The sequence below is a fragment of the Streptomyces sp. WZ-12 genome (genome assembly GCF_028898845.1).
Taxonomy (GTDB): domain Bacteria; phylum Actinomycetota; class Actinomycetes; order Streptomycetales; family Streptomycetaceae; genus Streptomyces.
Map to the genome: position 1 here is coordinate 332,863 of NZ_CP118574.1, position 21,445 is coordinate 354,307.

At 72.3% G+C, this 21,445-nt stretch carries 17 protein-coding genes and 1 pseudogene; 8 read left to right on the forward strand and 10 right to left on the reverse strand.

Annotated features, from left to right (window positions below):
- The first annotated feature begins 2 nt into the window (after window positions 1–2).
- Complete coding sequence (locus PV796_RS00960; protein WP_274910818.1) at window positions 3–1,415, forward strand: glutamate-1-semialdehyde 2,1-aminomutase; 1,413 nt, start codon at window positions 3–5, stop codon at window positions 1,413–1,415.
- Window positions 1,416–1,427: 12 nt separating this feature from the next.
- On the opposite strand, the gene PV796_RS00965 is transcribed toward PV796_RS00960, so the two are convergent.
- Window positions 1,428–2,138, reverse strand: a complete 711-nt coding sequence (locus tag PV796_RS00965; RefSeq protein ID WP_274910820.1) for a phosphatase PAP2 family protein — start codon at window positions 2,136–2,138, stop codon at window positions 1,428–1,430.
- A 198-nt stretch (window positions 2,139–2,336) separates the two neighbouring features.
- Window positions 2,337–5,621: a BTAD domain-containing putative transcriptional regulator gene (locus PV796_RS00970; RefSeq protein ID WP_274910822.1), complete on the reverse strand. Its 3,285-nt coding sequence runs from the start codon at window positions 5,619–5,621 to the stop codon at window positions 2,337–2,339.
- A 146-nt stretch (window positions 5,622–5,767) separates the two neighbouring features.
- Here PV796_RS00970 and PV796_RS00975 point away from each other — a divergent pair, with 146 nt between their 5' ends.
- The 4 genes from PV796_RS00975 to PV796_RS00990 all read left to right on the forward strand — a co-directional run bounded on the left by PV796_RS00975 (window position 5,768) and on the right by PV796_RS00990 (window position 10,753).
- The gene (locus tag PV796_RS00975; RefSeq protein ID WP_274910823.1) at window positions 5,768–7,291 is read left to right on the forward strand and encodes an FAD-dependent monooxygenase; all 1,524 of its coding nucleotides are present in this window, start codon (window positions 5,768–5,770) and stop codon (window positions 7,289–7,291) included.
- Between the two features lie 63 nt (window positions 7,292–7,354).
- Window positions 7,355–8,023 (forward strand): SGNH/GDSL hydrolase family protein, encoded by a 669-nt coding sequence (locus tag PV796_RS00980; RefSeq protein ID WP_274910825.1) that lies wholly within the window; start codon window positions 7,355–7,357, stop codon window positions 8,021–8,023.
- A 220-nt stretch (window positions 8,024–8,243) separates the two neighbouring features.
- Window positions 8,244–9,791, forward strand: a complete 1,548-nt coding sequence (locus PV796_RS00985) for an FMN-binding glutamate synthase family protein (RefSeq protein WP_274910826.1) — start codon at window positions 8,244–8,246, stop codon at window positions 9,789–9,791.
- Between the two features lie 155 nt (window positions 9,792–9,946).
- Window positions 9,947–10,753, forward strand: coding sequence for an alpha/beta hydrolase family protein (locus PV796_RS00990; protein WP_274910827.1), 807 nt, complete (start codon window positions 9,947–9,949; stop codon window positions 10,751–10,753).
- Window positions 10,754–10,790: 37 nt separating this feature from the next.
- Here PV796_RS00990 and PV796_RS00995 read toward each other — a convergent pair whose 3' ends face one another.
- The 3 genes and pseudogenes from PV796_RS00995 to PV796_RS01005 all read right to left on the reverse strand — a co-directional run.
- Complete coding sequence (locus tag PV796_RS00995; RefSeq protein ID WP_274910828.1) at window positions 10,791–11,024, reverse strand: acyl carrier protein; 234 nt, start codon at window positions 11,022–11,024, stop codon at window positions 10,791–10,793.
- On the reverse strand, window positions 11,021–12,124 hold the full coding sequence (locus PV796_RS01000; RefSeq protein ID WP_274910829.1) for an aminotransferase class I/II-fold pyridoxal phosphate-dependent enzyme: 1,104 nt from the start codon (window positions 12,122–12,124) through the stop codon (window positions 11,021–11,023). The genes PV796_RS00995 and PV796_RS01000 overlap by 4 nt, the downstream gene beginning before the upstream one ends.
- Window positions 12,125–12,389: 265 nt before the next feature.
- Window positions 12,390–12,555: pseudogene (locus PV796_RS01005) on the reverse strand (TetR/AcrR family transcriptional regulator); the annotation flags it as partial.
- Between the two features lie 185 nt (window positions 12,556–12,740).
- Between PV796_RS01005 and PV796_RS01010 the strand changes: the two are divergent.
- Entirely contained in the window at window positions 12,741–13,679 is a 939-nt protein-coding gene (locus tag PV796_RS01010) for an alpha/beta fold hydrolase (protein WP_274910831.1), read from the forward strand.
- A gap of 617 nt (window positions 13,680–14,296) precedes the next feature.
- On the opposite strand, the gene PV796_RS01015 is transcribed toward PV796_RS01010, so the two are convergent.
- Both PV796_RS01015 and PV796_RS01020 read right to left on the reverse strand, forming a co-directional pair.
- Window positions 14,297–15,316: a M56 family metallopeptidase gene (locus PV796_RS01015; RefSeq protein ID WP_274910832.1), complete on the reverse strand. Its 1,020-nt coding sequence runs from the start codon at window positions 15,314–15,316 to the stop codon at window positions 14,297–14,299.
- A 4-nt stretch (window positions 15,317–15,320) separates the two neighbouring features.
- Window positions 15,321–15,734 carry a BlaI/MecI/CopY family transcriptional regulator gene (locus tag PV796_RS01020; protein WP_274910833.1) on the reverse strand — a complete coding sequence of 138 codons (414 nt, stop codon included), beginning with the start codon at window positions 15,732–15,734 and terminating at the stop codon, window positions 15,321–15,323.
- Between the two features lie 141 nt (window positions 15,735–15,875).
- Between PV796_RS01020 and PV796_RS01025 the strand changes: the two genes are divergently transcribed.
- Window positions 15,876–17,258 carry a glycosyltransferase gene (locus PV796_RS01025; RefSeq protein WP_274910834.1) on the forward strand — a complete coding sequence of 461 codons (1,383 nt, stop codon included), beginning with the start codon at window positions 15,876–15,878 and terminating at the stop codon, window positions 17,256–17,258.
- Complete coding sequence (locus PV796_RS01030; protein ID WP_274910836.1) at window positions 17,255–18,022, forward strand: polysaccharide deacetylase family protein; 768 nt, start codon at window positions 17,255–17,257, stop codon at window positions 18,020–18,022. The genes PV796_RS01025 and PV796_RS01030 overlap by 4 nt, the downstream gene beginning before the upstream one ends.
- A gap of 21 nt (window positions 18,023–18,043) precedes the next feature.
- Here PV796_RS01030 and PV796_RS01035 read toward each other — a convergent pair whose 3' ends face one another.
- The 3 genes from PV796_RS01035 to PV796_RS01045 form a co-directional block, all read right to left on the reverse strand.
- A complete protein-coding gene (locus PV796_RS01035; RefSeq protein WP_274918807.1) occupies window positions 18,044–19,015 on the reverse strand; it encodes a FecCD family ABC transporter permease in 972 nt (323 codons plus the stop codon).
- A gap of 110 nt (window positions 19,016–19,125) precedes the next feature.
- Window positions 19,126–20,160, reverse strand: a complete 1,035-nt coding sequence (locus PV796_RS01040) for a FecCD family ABC transporter permease (protein ID WP_274910837.1) — start codon at window positions 20,158–20,160, stop codon at window positions 19,126–19,128.
- Window positions 20,161–20,182: 22 nt separating this feature from the next.
- Window positions 20,183–21,223: an iron-siderophore ABC transporter substrate-binding protein gene (locus tag PV796_RS01045; protein ID WP_274910838.1), complete on the reverse strand. Its 1,041-nt coding sequence runs from the start codon at window positions 21,221–21,223 to the stop codon at window positions 20,183–20,185.
- Between the last annotated feature and the right edge of the window lie 222 nt (window positions 21,224–21,445).

The window sequence follows — 21,445 nt, forward strand, 5'->3', positions numbered from 1 at the left end:
GCGTGGCCACCGAAGACACCGAAGAGCTCCGTCTGCCCCGGTCGTGGCAGGCGAACGAGCGGCTGCACGCCCTGGTCCCCGGGGGCGCGCACACCTACGCCAAGGGCGACGACCAGTACCCCGAGAACCTCGCCCCGGTCATCAGCCACGGCCGCGGTGCCCACGTGTGGGACGTCGACGGCAACCGGTACATCGAGTACGGCTCCGGCCTGCGGTCGGTCAGCCTCGGGCACGCCCACCCCCGCGTCATCGAGGCGGTGCGGCGGGAACTCCACCGCGGCAGCAACTTCGTCCGGCCGTCCATCGTGGAGGTCGAGGCCGCGGAACGCTTCCTGGCCACGGTACCCACCGCCGAGATGGTGAAGTTCACGAAGAACGGCTCCGATGCCACCACCGCCGCGGTGCGCCTGGCCCGCGCCGTCACGGGCCGCCCGCGGGTGGCCGTCTGCGGTGACCACCCGTTCTTCTCCGTCGACGACTGGTTCATCGGCACCACCCCGATGTCCGCCGGCATCCCGGCGGCGACCACCGAACTCACCGTGACGTTCCCGTACGGAGACCTGGCCACCACGGAGGAACTGCTCACCCGCTACCGGGGCGAAGTCGCCTGCCTGATCCTCGAACCCGCCTCCCACACCGCCCTCTTCCCCGGTTCTCAGCCCCTTCCGCAAGCTCCCGGCTTCGCTCAGGCAGGGGAGACTCCCTTGCACAGGGAAGATCCCACTCCCCAGTACCTCGCCGACCTGCGGGAGTTGGCCCACCGGCACGGCTGCGTCCTGATCTTCGACGAGATGATCACCGGCTTCCGCTGGTCCGAGGCGGGCGCCCAGGGCCTGTACGGCGTCGTCCCCGACCTCTCCACGTTCGGCAAGGCGCTGGGGAACGGCTTCGCCGTCTCCGCGCTGGCCGGGCGCCGCGACCTGATGGAGCGGGGCGGGCTGCGTCACTCCCGTGACCGAGTGTTCCTGCTGTCCACCACGCACGGCGCGGAAACCCACTCGCTGGCGGCCGCGATGGCCGTGCAGAACACCTACACCGAGGAGGGGATCACCGCGCGGCTGCATGCCCTCGGCGAGCGGTTGGCCGCCGGTGTCCGCGACGCCGCGGCGGGCACCGGCGTCGGCGATCACGTGGTCGTCCGGGGCCGGGCCAGCAACCTGGTCTTCGCCACCCTCGACGAGAACCGGCAGCCGTCGCAGCAGTACCGCACCCTGTTCCTGCGTCAACTCCTCGCGGGCGGAGTGCTGGCCCCGTCGTTCGTGGTGAGCAGCGCGCTCGACGACGCCGACATCGACCGCACCGTCGACGTGGTGGCCCAGGCGTGTGCGGTGTACCGGAAGGCACTGGACGCCGGTGACCCCACCCCCTGGCTGGCCGGGCGGCCGGTGAAGCCCGCGTTCCGCCGCTTGGCGTGACGCGACGTGACGTCAGCGATGCTCCGGCCGGCCGGCGTCGGCCCCCCGGTCGACGAGCCAGTCGGCCGTCCGGTCGACCAGCCACCCGGTCGCTGACGTCACCGCCACCGCGGTGCACCAGCCACCGACGACGTCGGTCGGGTAGTGCGCACCCAGGGCGACCTGTGCCCATCCCATCGCGGCGCCGGCCACCAGCGCCGCGGCGGACACCAGCAGCGTGCCGGCCGCCCCGCCGAGGCCGAGGCGGCCGGTCACGAGCAGCGCCACCACGAGACAGAGCGCGGTGAGGAAGGCGGTGTGCCCGCTCGGGTAGGACAGGTGGTCACCGTGGATGGTGCGCCCGACCAGGGACTTGAGCAGCGTCGCCGTCCCCACGGTCAGGCCGGTCCCGGCAACCGCGAACACCGCTGCGCGAGGGCGCCTGAGCCACAGGCAGCCCGTCACGGTGGTCACGACCAGCGTCGCCGATCCGACGGGCTCCCCCAAGAAGTCCATGGCCAGGGCGACATACCGCCACGACGGCCCCGCACCGTCCACCGCCGCCCAGATCCACGCGTCCATGGCGCCGGGCTTGCGGTCGTCGGCATACCGGGTCCCGAGCACGACGACCACCAGCGCGGCGAGGGCCGCAAGCGGCCCGAGCCACCCGCGCAGCGAGGGCGGCAGCACCGCGGGCGCCGGGGCCCGGCCGACGTCCGGATGCGCTCCCACCAAGCGAGCCACCGCAAGCCCCCCGTCGTGTCCGGCCCATCGCCGTATGCCGTCGCGGGAGCCGGCAGCCCGCGCGGCCCCGAACTGCCCCGCCCGGCCCTCCTCCTGGCCAAGTCATCGGAATCAGGCGCCAGTTGGCACCCTAGCCAACAATCCGGTGCGCCGTCCCCGGGGCCGGCCGGTGGTCTGCGTGCCGCTCGCGCCGTGGGCTCACGCCCGCCGTGCTTGGGCACCGCCCGGTTCGGGGAGTGGCGTGGGCGGTGCCGTGCGGCGCAGGCGCGCCGGATCGGTCCACGTCAGGGCCGCCGGTGGGTCCAGTCGCCAACCCGTCTCGTACGCCTCGGTGAAGCGGGCGTCGCCGAGTGCGCGCCGGCTGCGGGCGCTCAACGCGCGGACCTGCGGGTCGGTGTGGTCATGGGCGCCCCGCAGACGGGCCGCCGCGCCGAGCAGGGCGGCAACGTCCCGGTGCCGCCCGTAGAGCGCGGCGAGTTCGGCCACGGTGACCACCACCGTCGCGGCGAACGGCAGGTCCCCGCTGTCGACCGCCGCCGCGTAGGCCCGGTCCAGTGCCTCCTCGGCACCCGGCCCGTCGCCGCGTGCGAGACAGAGCGCGCCTCGGGCCGTGGCAACCAGCGCCCGCCCGTGGGGGCGGACGGACCGGAGTTGCTCAAAGAGCCCGGTCTCGGCGGATTCGACCAGCTCGCGCGCCCGGTCGAGATCGCCGATCCGCACCCGCAGACCGGCCTCCCGTGCGTCGAGCACGATCGCCAGCTCGGGTGACGCCGAGCGCAGCGCGCGTTCGCGGGCCGCGGCGAACATCGTGCTCGCGCGTGCGGTCTCGTCGAGCCGCTCGTACACGTCGATGCGGCGCCGGTCGATGAAGATCTCGTCGTCGAGGCCGAGTGAGCCGAACGCGCGGGCCAACCGCTTGGCCTCGTTCAAGTCGGCCAGCGCGCCGTCGAGATCGCCGTCGTACTGCCGCAGCAGGGCGCGCAGCGGCAAGGCCTTGGCCAGGGCCCAGCGGTCGCCGGCCCGGTCGAAGCACTCCAGGGCGGCGAGCACATCGCTGCGTACCTGGCCGAGCTGGCCCTCGTTCTCGGCGAGGTGGGCCCGGAACATGCGGGCCAGCCCGGCCAGCCAGGCATCCGGCCCGTCGACCAGCCGCCGGATGGTCATCGAGGACGCGTCGTCGTTGTCCAGGGAGGCCAGCCTGATGGCGAGCAGCGCGCCGCCGAAGCCCGGCAACTCCGGTTGGTTCCGCAGACGGTCGGTGAGCACGCGCAGTTCCTCGCGCCGCTCCTTGGCCGCGTCGATGACCAGTGCGCCCGGGACGGCGAGGAAGTTGAGCAGCAGCAGTCCCTCGGCGATGTCGCGCCGCACGCCTGGCCGCGCGGCCGGCAGGGCGATCGCCTTGTCGAGCCAGTAGGCCGCGTCGACGTTCCGGCCGAGCATGTGCCAGCACCAGATCAGGTTCACCGCGAGGCCGAGTGCGCCGTCGGCGTCGCCGGTGTCGTTGAGGTGGTGCAGCGCGGCGAGCGCGTTGTCGTACTCGGCGCGCAGCGCGTGGAGTGCGGCGAGCTGTTCCGGGCCGCGGAGCAACGGGTCGTAGTGGGCGACCAGTTCGGTGAGGTGGCGGGCGGCCAGGTCCCGCGCGACGGTCAGGGTGTCCTGCTCGGCCAGGCGCTCCAGGCCGTACTCGCGGATCGTCTCCAGCATCCGGTACCGGCCGGTGTCCGGCGCGAGGTGCAGCAACGACCGGTCGGCCAGGGCCGCGAGCAGCTCCCGGATCTCGTCGGCTGGCACCGCGGTGCCGGCGCAGACCGCGGTGGCCGAGGCCGGCGTGATGCCACCGGGCAGCACCGCGATCCGCTCCGCGACCGTACGCGCGTCCGTGTCGAGCAGGTCCCAGCTCCAGGCGATGACCGCGCGCAGGGTGCGGTGCCGCGGGACGGCGGTGCGGCTGCCGGTGGTCAGCAGGCGGAACCGGTCGGACAGTCCGGCGGCCAGGTCGGGCAGCGAGAGGGTGCGGAGGCGGGCCGCGGCCAACTCCAGGGCGAGCGGCAGGCCGTCGAGGCCCCGCACGATGCGCAGCACATCGGTGAGGTGGTGTGCGTCGACGTCGAACCCGGGCCGTACGGCCGCCGCCCGCTCGCGGAACAGCCGCACCGACGCCGTCCGGCGGGCCTGTTCGGCGTCCGCGTGCGGTTCGGGCAGGGGCAGCGGGCCGAGCGGGACGAGCGCCTCGCCGTCGATGGCCAGTGGCTCCCGGCTGGTGGCCAGTACCCGCAGTCCGGCGCAGCGGGTGAGCAGCGCCGAGATCAGGTGGGCCACGGCGTCGATGAGGTGCTCGCAGTTGTCCACCAGGAGCAGGCTCTCCCGGCCGCTCAACTGGTCGGTCAGGACGTCCAGTTCGCCGACCCGGTCAGCGTGCGGCTCGGCCGACGCCTCGAACAGTGCCGAGCCGCGCAGCCCGATCGCGGCCAGCAGTGCCGTGCCGACCTTGGTGGGCTCGGTGACCGCGGCGAGGTCGATCATCCACGCGCCGTCGCGGTATTCCGGCCGGTGGCGGCGGGCGGCCTCGACGGCGAGGCGGGTCTTGCCGGCGCCGCCGGGGCCGACCACGGTGACCAGGCGCCCGGCCGTGAGCAGCGCCTCGATCCGGGCGAGGTCGTCGTCGCGGCCGATGAAACGGGTCAGTGGCGCGGGCAGGTTGCTCCGTCTGGTCTGGGCGGCGTCGGGAGTGGGCGGGTCGGCGCGCAGCAGGCGCAGGTGGCGGGCGCGCAGGCCGGCACCCGGATCGGTGCCGAGGTCGTCGGCCAGGCGCGCGCGGACCTGCTCGTACCGGGCGAGGGCCTCGGCCTGGCGTCCCTGGGCGGCGAGCGCGTCCATGAGCAGCGCGACGGCGCGTTCGTGGACGGGGTGCTCGGCGAGCAGGGCGGTCAGGCGGGTGGCTGCCAAGTCGGCGCGACCCAGGGACAGTTCGGCGTCGGCGAGGTCGGCGACGGCCTCGATCGAGGCGTGGGCCAGCCGGGTCGCGGCGGCGGGCGCCAACCCGGCGACGGCCGCGGGCTCGGTGCCGGGATGGTCGCCCCACAGCGCCACGGCCGCTCCGAGCAGGGCCGCCGCCTGCGGGTCGCCGGCGCGCAGGCGGTCCCGGCCGTCGCGGGCGAGCTGCTCGAACCGCAGCGCGTCCACGTCGGCGGCGTCCACGGCCAGTTGGTAGCCGCCCGCGCGCTGCGCGACGTGGCCGGCGGAGCCGAGGGTTCGGCGCAGGCGTGAGACGAGGGCCTGGAGGGCGTGGGTGGGGTCGGTCGGCGGGTCCTCGGCCCAGATCGCGTCGACCAGGGCGATCCGCTCGACCGGGTGTCCGCCGGCGAGCGCCAGTCGCCCGAGCAGGGCCTGCAAGCGGGCACCCGGGACGGGCAGGACGGCGTCACCGCGAGACGCCTCGAAGGCGCCGAGCAGCGTGATGCGAAGCCGCGCGCCCCCGTCCATGTCCCCATCTTCGCGCACGCACCGTCGGGTCCTCACATCAGGGCGGCGCCGGTGCGATGCCGTGTCAGCGCCGTGTGAGCCCGCTGTGAGCGCTCCCCAACAGCCTGGGTGCGTCACGGATTTCCGTCCTCGGAAGGGGTTTTCTCATGCCTGACGTAGTGATCGTGGGTGCTGGCCCGGTCGGTCTCCTCCTCGCCTGCGAGCTGGGGCTCGCCGGTTGCGCCGTCGTGGTGCTGGAGCGGGAGTCGGCGCCCGGGTCCCCGTGGCGGGCGGAACCGCTGGGAATGCGGGGGTTGTTCGCCACATCGCTCCAGGGGTTCCACCGCCGCGGAATGCTGCATCCGCTGTTGAACGCCTCGGGTGTCCATGACGAACTCGCTGCCGATTTCGGCGCGGACGGGCAGTCCGCCATCCGCGGCGGCGTGGGGCACTTCGCCGGCATGGTGCTCGACCCGGCCAGGGTCGACCTGACCGCGCTGCCGTTCCGACTGCCCAGCCCGGCCCCGGACTTCGCGTTGACCAGCCTCGATGTGATCGAGGCGGTGCTGTCCGAGCGGGCGGTGGAGCTCGGCGTGGAGATCAGGCGTGGCGTCACCGTCTCCGGCGTCGCGCAGGACGACGAGGGCGTGGTCGTGCGGGCCGGCGAGCGCGAGTACCGGGCGCGCTGGGTCGTCGGCTGCGACGGCGGGCGCAGCGCGGTGCGTCGGCTCGCCGGCTTCGAATGCGTCGGCACCGAGCCGAGGTTCACCGGCTACACCATGGTCGCCACCCTCGCCGATCCCGAGAAGCTCCGCCCTGGGATCAACCCGACACCGACCGGCATGTACCTCCGGATGGGCACGGCAGGGCACGTCGGCATGATGGACTTCGACGGCGGCGCGTTCGACCGTGCGCACCCGCCGACCCGCGACCACCTCCAGACGGTGCTGCGCCGGGTGTCCGGAACCGACGTGACGCTGACCGAGGTTCACCTCGCGTCGAGCTTCACCGATCGGGCGATGCAGACGACGAGCTACCGGCGGGGACGCGTCCTGCTGGCGGGCGACGCCGCGCACATCCACTCCCCCCTGGGCGGCCAGGGACTCAACACCGGGCTGGGCGACGCCCTGAACCTGGGGTGGAAGCTGGCGGCGACCGTGCGCGGGGACGCGCCGGACGGCCTTCTCGACACCTACACCCGCGAACGCCACCCGGTCGGCGCGCGGGTGCTCGACTGGTCCCGCGCCCAGGTGTCCGCCATGGCGCCGGGCCCGCACGGTCGGGCCCTCCAGGGGGTGATCCGCGATCTGCTCGGGACCCGGGACGGGACGACCTATGTGGTCGGGCGGCTCTCGGGCTGGGCGACCCGCCACGACCTCGGCAGCGACCACCCGTTGGTCGGCCGCCACGCCCCGGAGTTCCGCCGTGCGGACGGCACGTGCCTCGCCGACCTGATGCACGACGGACGGGGCGTGGTGCTCGACTTCAGCGCCGAACGCCGCCTGCGGGATGCGGCGACGGGCTGGCAGCGCCGGTTGCGTTACGCGGCCGGGGCGGTCGAGGACGACCTGGGGCTGGGCGCCGTGCTCGTCCGGCCGGACTCCATCGTCGCCTGGGCGGACGCTCGCGACGTCGACCGGCAGGCGTTCGCGCGGGCCGCCGGCGAGTGGTTCGGCCCCGCGGAAACCTGATGCGCCGCCCCGTTCCCGACGGGCCTCTCCTCCCTCCCCCAACCCCCTTGTCAAGGAGCGCAGATGACGATCGCCCTCCGTCCGGGAGCCACCGTGATGTTCACCGGAGATTCGATCACCGACAGCCAGCGGCTGGAGAGCGAGGACGGCCTCGGGTTCGGCTACCCGCTGCGCGTCGCGGGCGAGTTCGGACTCCGCCACCCGGACCGGCCCGTGAGCTGGCTCAACACCGGGATCGGGGGCCACAAGGTGAGCGATCTGGAAGCCCGGTGGCAGGCGGACGTGCTTGACGCGGGCCCGGACGTGGTGTCGATCCTCGTCGGCGTCAATGACATGGGCTGGCACACGATCGACCCGGACGGCCGGGTGATCCCCCCGGAGGACTTCGCGGCGGGTTACGAGCGTCTGCTCGCGCCGCTGGCCGAGGCGGGCACGGCGCTGGTTCTCATCGAGCCGTTCCTGCTGCCGATCAGTGGCACCGTCGTGGCCGGTCCCGGTGACGCGCGCATCGACGAGGCGGTCCGCAAGGAGTGGCGGGCCGATCTGGACCCGAAGATCCAGGTCGTGCGCGAGCTCGCCCGCGCCCACGGCGCGCAGTTGCTCGCCGCGGACAGCATGTTCGCCCAACTCGCCGCGGCGAGCGGGCCGGAGCACTGGGCCGCGGACGGCGTGCATCCGACGCCGGCCGGCCATGCCGCACTCGCGGATGCCTGGCTACGCCTGGTCACGTGACGGTGCCTGGCGGTCGCCCACACCATCGGTGAGCTGGGGCGACCGCCCCACCGACGACCCTGCCCCCGCGCCGGTCCTGACGAGCCCCTAATATCATTTCGCGTTCTCCGACGGACGCTGACGCCCGCTTGGTCGTGCCCGCCGCCCAACGCCCGATACGACACGACATGACGGCTCCACCGCACGGCGAGGGGGTCGAGCATCGAGGAGAGGTACGTTCATGCGCGCCCGGAGCATCGCCACGGCCACCGCAACTGCACTGGCACTCGTGGCCGCTCGTGACCTTGTCCAGAAGAAGCACGCCCTGCTCCGGAACTTCCCGGTGATCGGGCACGCCCGGTACCTGTTGGAGACGATCGGGCCGGAGCTGCGGCAGTACATAGTCACCTCCAACGACGAGGAGCGCCCGTTCAGTCGGGACCAGCGCACCTGGATCTACGCGTCGGCGAAGGGCGAGAACAACTACTTCGGGTTCGGCACCGACAACGACATCGAGCACATGCAGGGGCACGCGTACCTGAAGCAGCGCACGTTCGCCCACGCTCCGCTGCCCGACGCGCACGACCCGCAGGCCCCGCTGCCCTCGGCCAAGGTGCTGGGCGGGCCGCGCGGGCGCGCCAAGGCGTTCCGACCGGCGAGCGTGGTGAACATCTCGGCGATGAGCTTCGGATCGCTCTCCGGCGCGGCGATCACCGCGCTCAACAAGGGGGCGGCGCTGGCGGGCACGATGCAGAACACGGGCGAGGGCGGCCTCTCGCCGTACCACCGCAACGGCGGCGACCTCATCCTCCAGATCGGTACCGCCTACTTCGGCTGCCGCAACGAGGACGGCAGCTTCAACATCGACAAGCTCAAGGACGTGATCGCCGGCGCCCCGGTCAAGGCGATCGAGATCAAGCTCTCCCAGGGCGCCAAGCCGGGGTTGGGCGGGATGCTGCCGGGCGCGAAGGTGACCCCGGAGATCGCCGAGATCCGCGGCATCCCGCTCGGCAAGGACTGCGCCTCCCCGTCGCGGCACACCGCGTTCAGCGACGTCGACTCGATGCTGGACTTCGTCGAACTGCTCGCCACCGAGACCGGTCTGCCGGTCGGGATCAAGAGCGCGGTGGGCGAGATGGAGTTCTGGCAGGAGCTGGCCACGCTGATGGCGCGCGGTGACCGTGGTGTCGACTTCGTGACCATCGACGGCGGCGAGGGCGGTACTGGGGCGGCGCCGCTGATCTTCTCCGACTCGGTGTCGCTGCCCTTCCGGATGGGCTTCTCCCGGGTCTACGGCACCTTCGCCGAGCTGGGGCTGACCGACGACCTGACCTTCATCGCCTCCGGCAAGCTCGGCCTGCCCGAGAACGCCGCGGTCGCCTTCGCGCTGGGTGCCGACATGATCAACGTGGCGCGTGAGGCGATGCTGTCGATCGGCTGCATCCAGTCGCAGAAGTGCCACACCGACAAGTGCCCCACCGGCGTCGCGACCCAGAACCCGCGGCTGGCCCGCGGTCTCGACCCGACCTCGAAGGCCACCCGGGCCGCCGTCTACCTGCGTACCCTCCGCAAGGAGTTGCTGAAGGTCTCGTCGGCCGTCGGCGTTCCCCACCCGGCACTCATCACGGCCGCCGACATCGAGATCATGAACGGCGACTACGAGGCCCGTACCCTGGCCGGCGTCTACGGCTACAAGGACGGTTGGGGCGAGCTCGGCCCGCGGCTCGCCGAGGAGATCACCGCGCTGCTCGCCGCCAAGGCGGCATCGGAGGAGCCCCCGACCGCCTGACGCGCCGACACCGCGTCAAGCACCGCGCCCGCTACTCTCCTCCTTACCGCCCTCCCCTCTTCCCCACTGTCCCGCTCGGAGCACGCACAGGGCGCCCCAGCCGGTGCCGGCCTCGCTCCCCGCACACGAACAACCCCTGCCTAGGTGATCGCAACATGACCGAAAAAGTGAGATTCCGAAGCGTCGTCGGCCCCGAACTGGCCGGAGCGATCGACCTGCCGGACGGCGAGATCCGCGGCTGGGGGATCTTCGTGCACGGATTCACGCTCGGCAAGGACTCGCCGGCCGCCTCGCGCGTCAGCAAGCAGCTTGCGCGCGAGGGGATCGGCATGCTGCGCTTCGACAACCTCGGGATCGGGGACTCGGACGGTGACTGGGGTGACGGTTCCTTCACCGTCAAGGTCCAGGACACGCTCCGCGCGGCGGCCATGATGGCGGAGCGAGGGACTCCGGCAGACCTGTTGGTGGGGCACTCGTGGGGAGGCGCCGCCGCCCTCGCAGCGGCGGCCGAGATGACGGGCGTCCGCGCGCTCGCCACCATCGGGGCGCCGGTCGAGCCCAGTCACGTCGAGCGGCAGTACGACGCGGTGATGGATCGCGTGCTCAGTGAGGGGTCGCACGAGTGGTTCGTCGGCGGGCGGACCCTGGTCCTCAAGCGTGCCTTCGTCGAAGACGTCCGCCGCGCTCAACTCCGCGACCGGATTCGTGAGTTGAGCCTGCCGCTACTCGTCCTGCACTCGCCCACCGACCAGACCGTCAGCATCGACAACGCCGGGGAGATCTTCCGCGAGGCACGGCACCCGCGCAGCTTCGTCTCGCTCGAAGGCGCGGACCATCTCCTGACCGCACGAGGACAGGCACAGCGGGCCGCCCACATCATCAGCGCCTGGGCCGACCAGTACATCCCCAGGCCGCGGCCCGGAGGCAAGACATCCCCGACGCCGAAGAGTTCGCTCGGATAGGGCGGACACCGGACAGGCCGCGCCGCAGCGGGTTTCGTCAGAGGGGCATCGTTAACTGGTCGACGATCTCAAGGACCGTCATGGTGCCGATTTCCGTCTCGGGGATGAGCACCCCGAACTCCTCCTCGGCGGTGAGGCTGAACTCGACCAGTGCCAGGGAGTCCAGGTCCAGGTCCTTCAGGGTGACGGCGTCACTGACCTGGTCGGCCGGAACGCGGAACTTCGTGTCCAGCAGGTGCGGTAGACGGCCCCGGGCGATCGCGTTGGTCATTCTTCGGCTCCCGTCGTGAGCAGTTCACGGGCTTCGGTCACGGTCTCGTCGAGGATCTGCGCGGTGAGGTCCATGTCTTGTGGTAAGTGGTCGCACATCAACTGCATCCGGAAGCGGGCCGAGTTCAACGGAACGGCCGGGAACTCGATGATCGCCAGAATCAGTCCCCGGGCCTCGGCCAATTTGCAGGCGACACGCGCCACGGCGGCTGAGTGGGTTTCCACCGGAACGATGGCCGACATGTCGCCGAGGACGGTGAGCCCCCGCTTGGTCAGCGCGGCGCGCAGTCGGGTCGCTACGTGTTCCAGGGCGGCGCGGCGGCGTTCTCCCTCGGGCGACTGGATGATGCGGGCGCACTGCAGGGCCGCGGCTGCCTGGAGTGGCGAGAGCGCCGAGGAGAAGAAGTGTGACGTGGCGTAGCCGGACAGGTACTCGGCCACGTTTTCGGAACGGGCGGCGATGAAGCCGCCGTTGGTCGCGAAGCACTTGCTGAACGACCCCATTACCAGGTCGATCTGGCCGAGCAGCCCCTGTTCCCCGATCTTCCCGGTACCGCCGGGCCCGAGGGCGCCCAGGTCGTGGGCGACGTCCACGAGCAGTGTGGCGTCGTAGGCGTGGCAGATGTCCTGAAGTGCGGCCAGTCGCGGGGTGTCGGAGTCCATCGAGTAGACGCCTTCGGTGACGACCATGACGGCGTTGCGGGTGTCGTGGGCTCGGATCCGGGCCAGGTGTTCGTGGACGGAGTCGTTGTGGAGATGGTCTGCGAGCACCACGTTGCGGGTGGCGGCGTGCGCTCCCTGGTTCAGGCAGGCGTGGGCGCGTTCGTCGAGAACGACATGGTCTTGCGGCCGGATCAGTCCGGTGATCGAGCCGTATCCGGCGCCCCAACCGGTGGGGAACAGGATGATGTGTGCCATGCCGGTGAGTTGGGAGATTTCCCGTTTCAATTGGTCGGCCAGTGGCGTGTGGCCGGTGAGGATGGGAGAACTCCCGGCATGCGGGCCGTATTTCGCCAGGGCTTCGGCAACGGCCCGTCGTACGGACGGCTCCCGGGACAGCGCGAGGTAGTCCTGGGTGGCGAAGGAAATTCCCTGGGCCACTTCCCCGTTGTGGGGGCAGCGGGCGCTGGCGTGTGGCGAGACGTCGGTCGCCTCACTCGATTCCAGCACGCGGTTCGCACGACGACAATGCGCCTATACCGCTGACAAGTTGAACCTGTTGAATGTGAGGTCGGCGCAATTCACGTACACGACTGGTGGATGAATTGACGCCGGCGTGCTGACGATGGCGATCGGCGCCTGCAATGGGGGCGGGCCTGCGCGTTGTGTCCGTACGATCCGAACGACCTGCGGACTCGGCGCTTCGTTACGCGCGCAGCGCCTGCGGCAGCGCGCCCATGGGCACGCCCACGGTGGCCAGGAGCTGCGCCGGACTCGCCCCGGCGCTGGAAGCCGAGCGCCGGCTTGGCGTGTGCTGCAACGCTCGGACTCAGCACTGGAATTGCCATGGCTGACTGGGCAATCAGGCATCCAACCCCGTGTTGCACGTCATTCCATCTTGGACCGATCAGTCCAAGATGCGTTAACCTTCAAGCGTGGTCATGGCCAGGCATGCCACGTGCACTTCGCGACCGCGCGAGAAACACCACGCGGCCCCCAGCCACCGCCGTCAGCCACACCGCCCCAACCGCACGCCTGACACCGATGGAGGATCCCCGTGACTGGCCCGGCAACCAGCACTCCGCAGGTCTCCGAACGCAACCCCGTCCGTGACCTGCCCCTGCAGCATCTGGACGGATTCACTCACCGCTGGGTCGACGCGGACGGCGTCCGCCTGCATGCCGTCGAAGGCGGACGGCCGAGCGGCCCGGCCGTCGTCCTGCTCGCCGGATTCCCGCAAACCTGGTGGGCCTGGCGAAAGGTGATGCCCGGCCTCGCCCACCGGTTCCACGTCATCGCGATCGACCTGCCGGGTCAGGGCCACTCCGAGCGTCCGGAGCGCGGCTACGACACGCACGCGGTCGCCGCGCACGTCCACACCGCCGTGAAGGCTCTCGGAGTGTCGACGTACTCCCTGGTCGCCCACGACATCGGCGCCTGGGTCGCCTTCTCCCTCGCCCTCAACTTCGAGAGCCACCTGCGCGGGGTCGCTCTGCTCGACGCCGGAATTCCCGGTATCACTCTCCCGGAGACGATTCCCACCGACCCGGAACGAGCGTGGAAAACCTGGCATTTCGCGTTCCACCTCGTGCCCGACCTGCCCGAGACGCTGCTCGCCGGCCGCGAACGCGAGTACGTCGGCTGGTTCTTGAAGAGGAAGGCCCTGTCTCCCGACACGTTCGACGACGCCGAGATCGACCACTACGCGGCCGCCGTCGCCGTCGACGGCGGCCTGCGCGCTTGCCTCGCGTACTACCGAGACGCCGCGGAGTCGGCGCGCAAGAACCGCGCGGCGCTCGGGCGGCGGCACCTGTCCGTGCCCGTTCTCGGAATCTCCAGCAGCCACGGCTCCGTTCCGGACATGGCCGCCGCCATCAGCCCATGGGCCGACAACACCACCCGAATCGTGGTGCCCGACGCCGGACACTTCATCCCCGACGAGCAGCCCGAAGCCATCGCTGCCGCGATAGCAGACTTCATCGCCGACGCCGACTGACGCCCGCCGAACCCGTCCGACCGCGCCGGCCAAGGCCGCGCGAAACCCAGATCACGAAGTCCGACTGCCGTGCCAGGGTCAATTCACCGTAAGCACACCGACCCCGCGAAGAGACGGCCGACAGTCGGACCCTTCCTCCCACGGCCGTGCTCCGGTGGTACGTGCGCGAGGGTTCCTGGTGTGAGTGCGCGGGTTCCGCGCCCTGTTTTTCCGGCCCGGTGGACGTGATAGTTCGGTCATGGTTCCGTTCCGGCTACCGGAGCGCAGTCTGCGGGAGCCCCAGCCGGTGCCTTCCCGATGGTGAAGCCGGACGCCGTCGCCGGCAGCACCAGGAACCATGACCGGCGTCCGGCGGACAGGCCACCGCCCCCGCCGGCCCCTCTCACCGCATGTTCGTCAGGACGACGCCCGGAGCGCTCACCGCCCGCGTCGGCGGGTGCTCGTCCTGCATCAAGCTCCGATGCGCTGCCGTCTACGGCATACAGGGTGCCGGGGACGCCCCGCGGGCAGCGCATCGGCCCCTCGCCTCACCTCTTGCCGGTCGCCGACCGCCCAAACACCCGCGCAAGCCCGGCCACTTGGCCGCGGACCCATCCCGACGCCAACAGGGCCGTCGCCTACGCGCGATGTCCCCCGCGTTCGCCGCGCAGGTGGTGCGCGCAGCAGGCGGGTGGCTGGTGGTGGCGGGCTTCGGGGCCGGGCGGGCTCGCCTGCGCGATCGCGGTGAGGCATTGCGCCCGCTGCGCTTCGTCGAGCATGTGGTCGCTGTCGGAGGCGGCGTTGGCGAGGCCGACGCAGCACAGGGACAGCAGGAGGGCTCCTCCGGCGATGGGCAGGGGGCGGCGCGGCGGGGGTGGGGCGAGCAGCGCGCGGACGCGTTGGGGTACGGCGCCGCCGGTGGCGGCGAGGGCCGGGGGACGCGCGGCGTGGGCCGAGGTGGCGAGGGCGGCCCGTCCGACGGCCCGGGCGACGGTCCGGCGGCTGCCGATCCGGGTGGCGGCCTCCTCGTCGGCCCAGCGTTCCAGGGCGAAGGCGCCCGCGTCGGCCAGCGGCCTCAGCAGCGGATTGACGGCCGTGGTGAGCCGCCACAGGATCTGGAAGAGGTGGTGCCGGCAGCGGAGGTGAGCCCTCTCGTGTGCCAACAGGGCCTCGCGTTCCTCGTCGTCGAGGCAGCGCAGCATGCCGCGTGACACCACGATGCGGCCGGGCGCGCCGGGCAGGGCGAACGCCTGCGGAGCGCCGTCGTCGAGGACGGCCAACTCCTCGTCGCCGGGCAGCTGGGCGCATGCGCGCCTGGCCCAGAGGAGGTGGCGGGCCTGTCGTACGGCAGCGCGGGTCAGGGAGACAACGCCCGCCAGCAGGACGAGGGCGCTGACGAGCGCAACGGTGAGTTGGACGGGGTCCTCGGCCTGGAGGGCGGCTACCGACCAGCGGCCCTCCGCCGCCACCTCGGGAATCTGCGCGACCGCGGTGAAGGCCAGTAGGGCCAGCGACCCCGTCCAGCCGACCGTGGTGACCAGCGCGGTGCAGGCCAGCGCCCAGACGGCGGGGCGGGGAGCGAGCCGGCGGGCCAGCGGCGGCGCGAGGACGGTCAGCACGGCCGTCACGGCGAGCGGGATGTAGACGCTGATCAGCACCGGATCACCTCCCCTCGGTGGGCTGCCCGGGGTCGTCGCCGCCGTCGTTTCCGGAGAGCAGGTGGTGGAGCAACTGCTCGTCCTGTTCGGAGAGTTCGGAGACGAAGCGGGCCAGCACCGCCTCCCGGTCGGAGCCGCCCTCCAGCAGCGACCGCATGCGGTGGGCGGTGTGGGACGCCTCGTCGCGGGCCGGCTCGTAGGCGTATCCGCGGCCCGCGCGGTGCCGGACGAGCATGCCCTTGCCATACAGCCGGGACACGATCGTCAGGACCGTGGTGTAGGCGAGGTCGCGCGGCAGGCACTGCAGGACCTGGCGCGGTGTCAGTGGGCCGTCCGCGGACCAGAGGGCAGCGAGCACCTGGCTCTCCAGTTCGCCGCGCGCCCGTCTGCCGGGGGCGCCGCCCCTGAAGTCGTTCACCGTTCGCCCTTCCGTCACCTGGTCGTGGAACAGGCTACCCCGTGACCTCCTACTAGTTGTAGGAGGTATGCTCCCGCTTCGAACCGCGAGCTACTACAACTTGTAGTCACGCGTCCTCCCATTCTGCGCAGAGGAAAGCCCATGGCTCATCCCGGACGTACGCTCCCGAGGCCCGCTCCCGCGGGTGCCCTGCCGCCGCCCCGTGGCGGGGCGGTGCCCGCGCGCCGGGTGGCGATCGTCTCGGCGAGCGTCGGCGCCGGCCACGACGGTGCCGCCACCGAGCTGGAGCGCCGCCTCGCCGAGGGCGGATTCGCCGTCGACCGCTACGACCTGCTGGACCTGCTGCCCGCCGGGCTCGGCCGGGCGGTCCGGGACGGCTACCACCGGATGCTCGTCCGGGCGCCGTGGGCCTACCAGCGGATCTACGCCAGCACCGAGCGCGCCGGTGGGGGCGGCCCGGTGGCACGGACCCTGCTGCACGCCTCCGAGGACCGGGTGTTGAAGGCGCTGCACCCCGGGACCGGGGCCGTCGTCTCCACCTACCCCGGAGCCAGTCGCGTGCTGGGCGGCCTGCGCCTCGCCGGTCGTCTGACCGTCCCCGTCCTCACCTACCTGACCGACTTCTCGGTGCATCCGCTGTGGGTGGCCAAGGGCGTGGACGTCCACCTCGCGGCGCACGCCGTGCCCGCCGCTCAGGCGCGGGCGGCCGGGGCCCGGGACGTCCGGGTGTGCGGGCCGGTCGCCGACCCCCGGTTCCGCCCCAGCGACGTACCGGAACGCCAGCGCGCCCGGGCCAGGTTCGGGTTGCCGCCCGACGCCCGGCTCGCGCTGCTGGTCGCCGGTTCCTGGGGCGTCGGCCCCGTACGGCAGGTCGCCCGAGAGCTACGGGACGGCGGCGCCGCCGTCCCGGTCGTCGTCTGCGGCCGCAATCGGCCCCTCGCCGAGCAGTTGCGCGCGGACGGGATCACGCATGTCCACGGCTGGGTCGACGACATGCCCGACCTGATGCGCGCGGCCGACGTCCTGGTCCAGAACGCCGGCGGGCTCACGTGCCTGGAGGCGTTCGCCGCGGGGCTGCCGGTGGCCAGCTACCGCTGCATACCGGGCCACGGCCTGGCCAACGCCGCGGCCCTGGACGAGGCCGGGGTCGCCGTGTGGATCCGCGACCCGGCCGACCTCAGGAGCGTGCTGGGCGACCTGGCAGACGGCCCGCTCGGACTGCGTCAACGGGCGGCGGCGCTCGCGCTGTTCGCGGACTCCTCGGGCGCCGGCCCGGCCGCCGAGATAGCCCGCGTCCACCGCCCGGGCCCACCGCTCCCGGCCCCGCGGCCCCGCGCGCGGCGGCGGGCGCGCTCCCGGCGGCTCGTCGTCACCGCCGCCGCGGCCTGCACGGTATGGGCCTGCGCCGTCGGCACCGGAGTCGCCACGGCGTACGACGGGCCCGCCCTGCTGCGCGCCGTCGGCCACGACCTCGACCCGGACCGCCCCGCGCCCGGCCACGTTCCGGAGGGGCGCCATTCGTGACCACGCCTCCGCGACTCCGGGCGACCGCCTGGGCCTTGGCCCTCACCGCGCTGCACTGCGCTCCCGTCGTCTCCACCTTCGGCCCGCTGCGCAACGGCGCGATGCCCCGCCTCGCCGGTCGGGGTCGCGCGGACCACGTCGCGCTCACCTTCGACGACGGGCCCGACCCCCGCTCCACGCCGCACTTCCTGCGGCTGCTCGACGGCCAGGGGGTGCGTGCCACCTTCTTCCTGCTCGGCAGCGAAGCCCGTCGCTCCCCGGGCCTGGTCCGGGAGATCGCCGCCGCCGGCCACGAAATCGGCGTCCACGGCTGGTTGCACCGCCCCCTGCTCCTGCGCGGCCCGCGCGCCACCCACGACGACTTCGCCCGCGCCCGCGACACGCTCGCCGCGATCACCGGCAGCCGGCCCACGCTCTTCCGCCCCCCGTACGGCGTCATGTCCACCGCCGCGCACGTGGCCGCCCACCGCCTGGGACTCACCCCGGTGCTGTGGACCTGCTGGGGCCGGGACTGGACGGCCCGGGCCACTCCGGAATCGGTCCACCGCACGGTCGTCTCCGACCTGCACGGCGGTGGCACCGTCCTGCTCCACGACTCGGACTGCACCTCCGCGCCCGGCGCCTGGCGGTCAACTCTCGGCGCCCTCCCCCGCATTCTGGACACCTGTCGGCAACGGGGTTACGCGGTAGGCCCGTTGCGCGACCACGGGTGGCCCGGGAGCGTCGGCCTGCGCCCCGCCGCGGGCGACGCGTCCGGGCGCTGACGGCGCCCGGCCCGCGCCGCGTCACAGGGCCCCGCGGCGCCACTCGCGAAGGAGCAGATAGCCCAGGTACGCGCCGCCCAGCGCCATCGTCCAGATGCCGACGGGCAGTTTGCCGAAGACCGGGGCGTTCTGGGCCGCCAGGTCGGCGAGGACGAGCAGCAGGGCGCCGGCGAGCGCGGAGAGCGCCAGGTGCGGGCCGGTGCCGCGGGTGATCCGCTTGACGATCTGGGGTGCGGTGAGCGCGATGAACGAGATCGGGCCGGCTACCGTGACGGCGCCGGCGGAGAGCACGATCGTCAGCAGTACGGCACCGGTGAAGGCGCGGTCCGGGCGCGCGCCCAGTGCCGCCGCCGTGGTCCGGCCCATCTCGCTGATGCCCAGGGGGCGGGACAGCAGCGCGGCACACGGCGCGCAGAGCAGCAGCACCACGCCGATGGTCGCCGCGTCGCCCCAAGAGCGGGCGGTGAGGCTGCCGTTGAGGTACGAGCTGAGCATGGTGGCCTGGTCGCGTTCGATGGCGTAGACGATGTACTGGATGAAGGCGGTCGCCATCGCCGAGACCCCGATGCCCGCGATGACCAGTCGGGTGGGGTTGCGGAAGCCGCTCCCGGTCGACACGTACACCACCGCCATGGCCGCCAGCGCCCCGCCGAGCGCCCCCAACGCGACCGGTGCGCCCGGGAAGAGCAGGGCGACCAGTGCGGCGCCCGCGCCGGCTCCGGGGCCGAGGCCGATGACGTCCGGGCTGCCCAGCGGGTTGCGGGTCACCGACTGGAAGAGGGCGCCGGACAGGCCGAAGGCGGCGCCGGCGGCGACCGCCACCGTCAGCCGCGGTCCGCGCAACCGGTCCAGGACGAAGGAGTTCACGCCGGTGGCATGGCCGGTCAACGCCGAGGGCAGGTCCGGCAGGGCGATGCCGAGGCGGCCCACGGTGAGGGTGGCGGTGCAGGCCGCCAGGATGGCCACACACAGGGCGACGCCGACCCAGAACATCCGGACCGGAACCCGCAGGGCGACCTTCGACCCGAGCTTGATGAGGAACTTTCGACTGCCGGGCCGCGGCCGCCGAACGGAGGCGGCGGACGCCGGAGTTATGGAGTGGGTCACGAGGTGGCTCGCATCCTACGGACGGCGATCAGAAGGGCGGGGGCTCCGGCGAACGCGGTGACGACACCGACCATCAGCTCCTGCGGGCGCACCAGGAGCCTCCCTATGACGTCAGCGGCCAGCAGCAGGGCCGGCCCGAGCAGGGCGCTGAGCGCGAGCTGCCGTCGCAGGTCGGCCCCGAGGAGGGTGCGGGCCAGGTGCGGAACGGCCAGGCCGACGAAGGCGATCGGTCCCGCGGCCGCGGTGGCGGCGGCGCTCAACAAGGTGGCCGTCAGCAGCGCGGCGGCCTTGACGCGCTCCGGGCGGGCCCCGAGGGCCGTGGCGGAATCCTCGCCCAGGGCAACGATGTTCAGTCCGCGGCCCAGGAACAGGGCCACCGCGAGTCCGGCGACGGCCAGCGGCAACACGCTCCGCACGGCGTCCCAGTCGTGGCCGCCGAGGGCGCCGACGACCCAGTAGCGGTAGCTGTCGAAGACCTTCGGGCGGCTGAGCGTGACGGCCTGGATGAAGGCGCTCAGCACCGCGGTGAGCACCGCGCCGCCCAGCACCAGCCGCACCGGGTTCAGTCCCCGCCCGAGGGTGCCGATGACGTAGACGAACACGCCGGTCAGCAGGGCGCCGGGCAGCGCCCACAGCAGCGTCTGGGTCTGCCCGGAGGCGCCGGCGAACGCGGTGCCGGCCACCACACTCGCGGCGGCCCCGGTGTTGACGCCCAACAGGCCCGGCTCGGCGAGCGGGTTGCGGGTCACCGTCTGCATCAGGACACCGGCCACGGCGAGGCCGAGGCCCACCACGATCCCCAACGCGGTGCGCGGATAGCGGCTTTCGACCACGGTGGTGGTGTAGGCGTCGCCGTGGCCGGTGACGGCGTCCCAGACCTGGCCCGGGGTCAGGGTCTTGCTGCCGAACATGATGCTGGCCAGGCAGACGAGGGCCAGGGCCGCCAGGGCCAGGAGCAGCAGGGCGGCGGTGCGCCGGCCGAGCCGGCGCACCGGTGTCCGCTGCTGCGTGGTGTCGATGGTCGCGGTCATCTGTTCAACCCGTCCCGTGACGCTACTTGCCGGCCTTCTTCACCGCGCCGTCGATCAGCGGCAGGTAGCGCTTGATGCTGTAGGGCACGGTCAGCGGGTTGATCATGGAGGAGGCGGTGACGAAGGAGTTGTCCGAACTCGCCACGACGGCGCCCTTCTTGACGGCCGGCATGGCCGCGTACAGCGACTGCTTCTCGATCTCCTGCCGGGTCTTGTCGTCGGAGTAGAAGGTGAACAGGACGTCGCTCTTGTTCAGCTTGTCCGCGTTCTCCAGGCCGATGAGCGACGAGGCGGTGCCGTCGGTCTCCTTGAAGGTGTTGACCACCGGGTCGACCGTGAGCCCCAGGGACCTGACCATCTCCACCCGCTGCTCGTCGGGCTTGAACACGCCCAACGTGCCAGGACCGGAGGTGTAGATGTAGGAGAAGGTCACGTTCTTGTAGTTCGGGTGGGCGGCTGCGGCGTCGGACAGTTGCTTCTTGATGCCCTTGATCAGCTCGGTGCCCTTCGCCGGCTGGCCGACCGCCTTGGCGATGGTGTTGATCTGCTGGTCCCAGCGGGTGCTCCACGCCTTGTCCGGATACGCCACGGTCGGAGCGATGTCCTTGAGGAGGTCGTACTGCTTGGCCGTGATGCCCGACCACGGTGCCAGGATCAGATCCGGGGCCAGTTCGGTGATCGCCTCGATGTCGAGCTGATCGCCCCCCTTGAACTGCTTGGGCAGCGGCTCGCCGGACTTCTTCACCGCGTCCCGGATCCAGGGCAGGTAACCGGACTTGTCGCTGCCCCAGGCGTACTCCTCCACGCCAACGGGCGTGTGCCCCAGGGCGATTGCCGTCTCGGCCGAGCCCTGGCCGAGGGTGACGATCCGCTTGGGTGCCTTCTTGATCGTGGCCGTGCCCAGCGCACTCTTGATGGACACCGGGAAGGCACCGCTACTGTCGCTCGCGGCGGCGCTGTCGTCGTCTCCCCCGCCGCCGCAGGCGCTGGTGACCAACAGCAGTGAGGTCACCGCCGAGGCGGCGAAGAGACGGCGCGATATCCGGCGCGAAGCGATGGCCATGCCAGGTCCTTTTCTCCCGGGCCGCGGTGTGCACGGCCCACTTGACTGCGGTCGACAGTCCGTCCGGACGGCGCGAGAGAAGACCCCACCCCCGGTTCGGCTTAGGCAAGCCTAACCTCTTATTGATCTGCTCGACACAACGCGATGTGAGCGCTCGGCCCCTGAGGGTTCCCGGCGGGTGGGGCATCGGGACGCACGCGGTCCCCGGTAGGACGGGCGCTC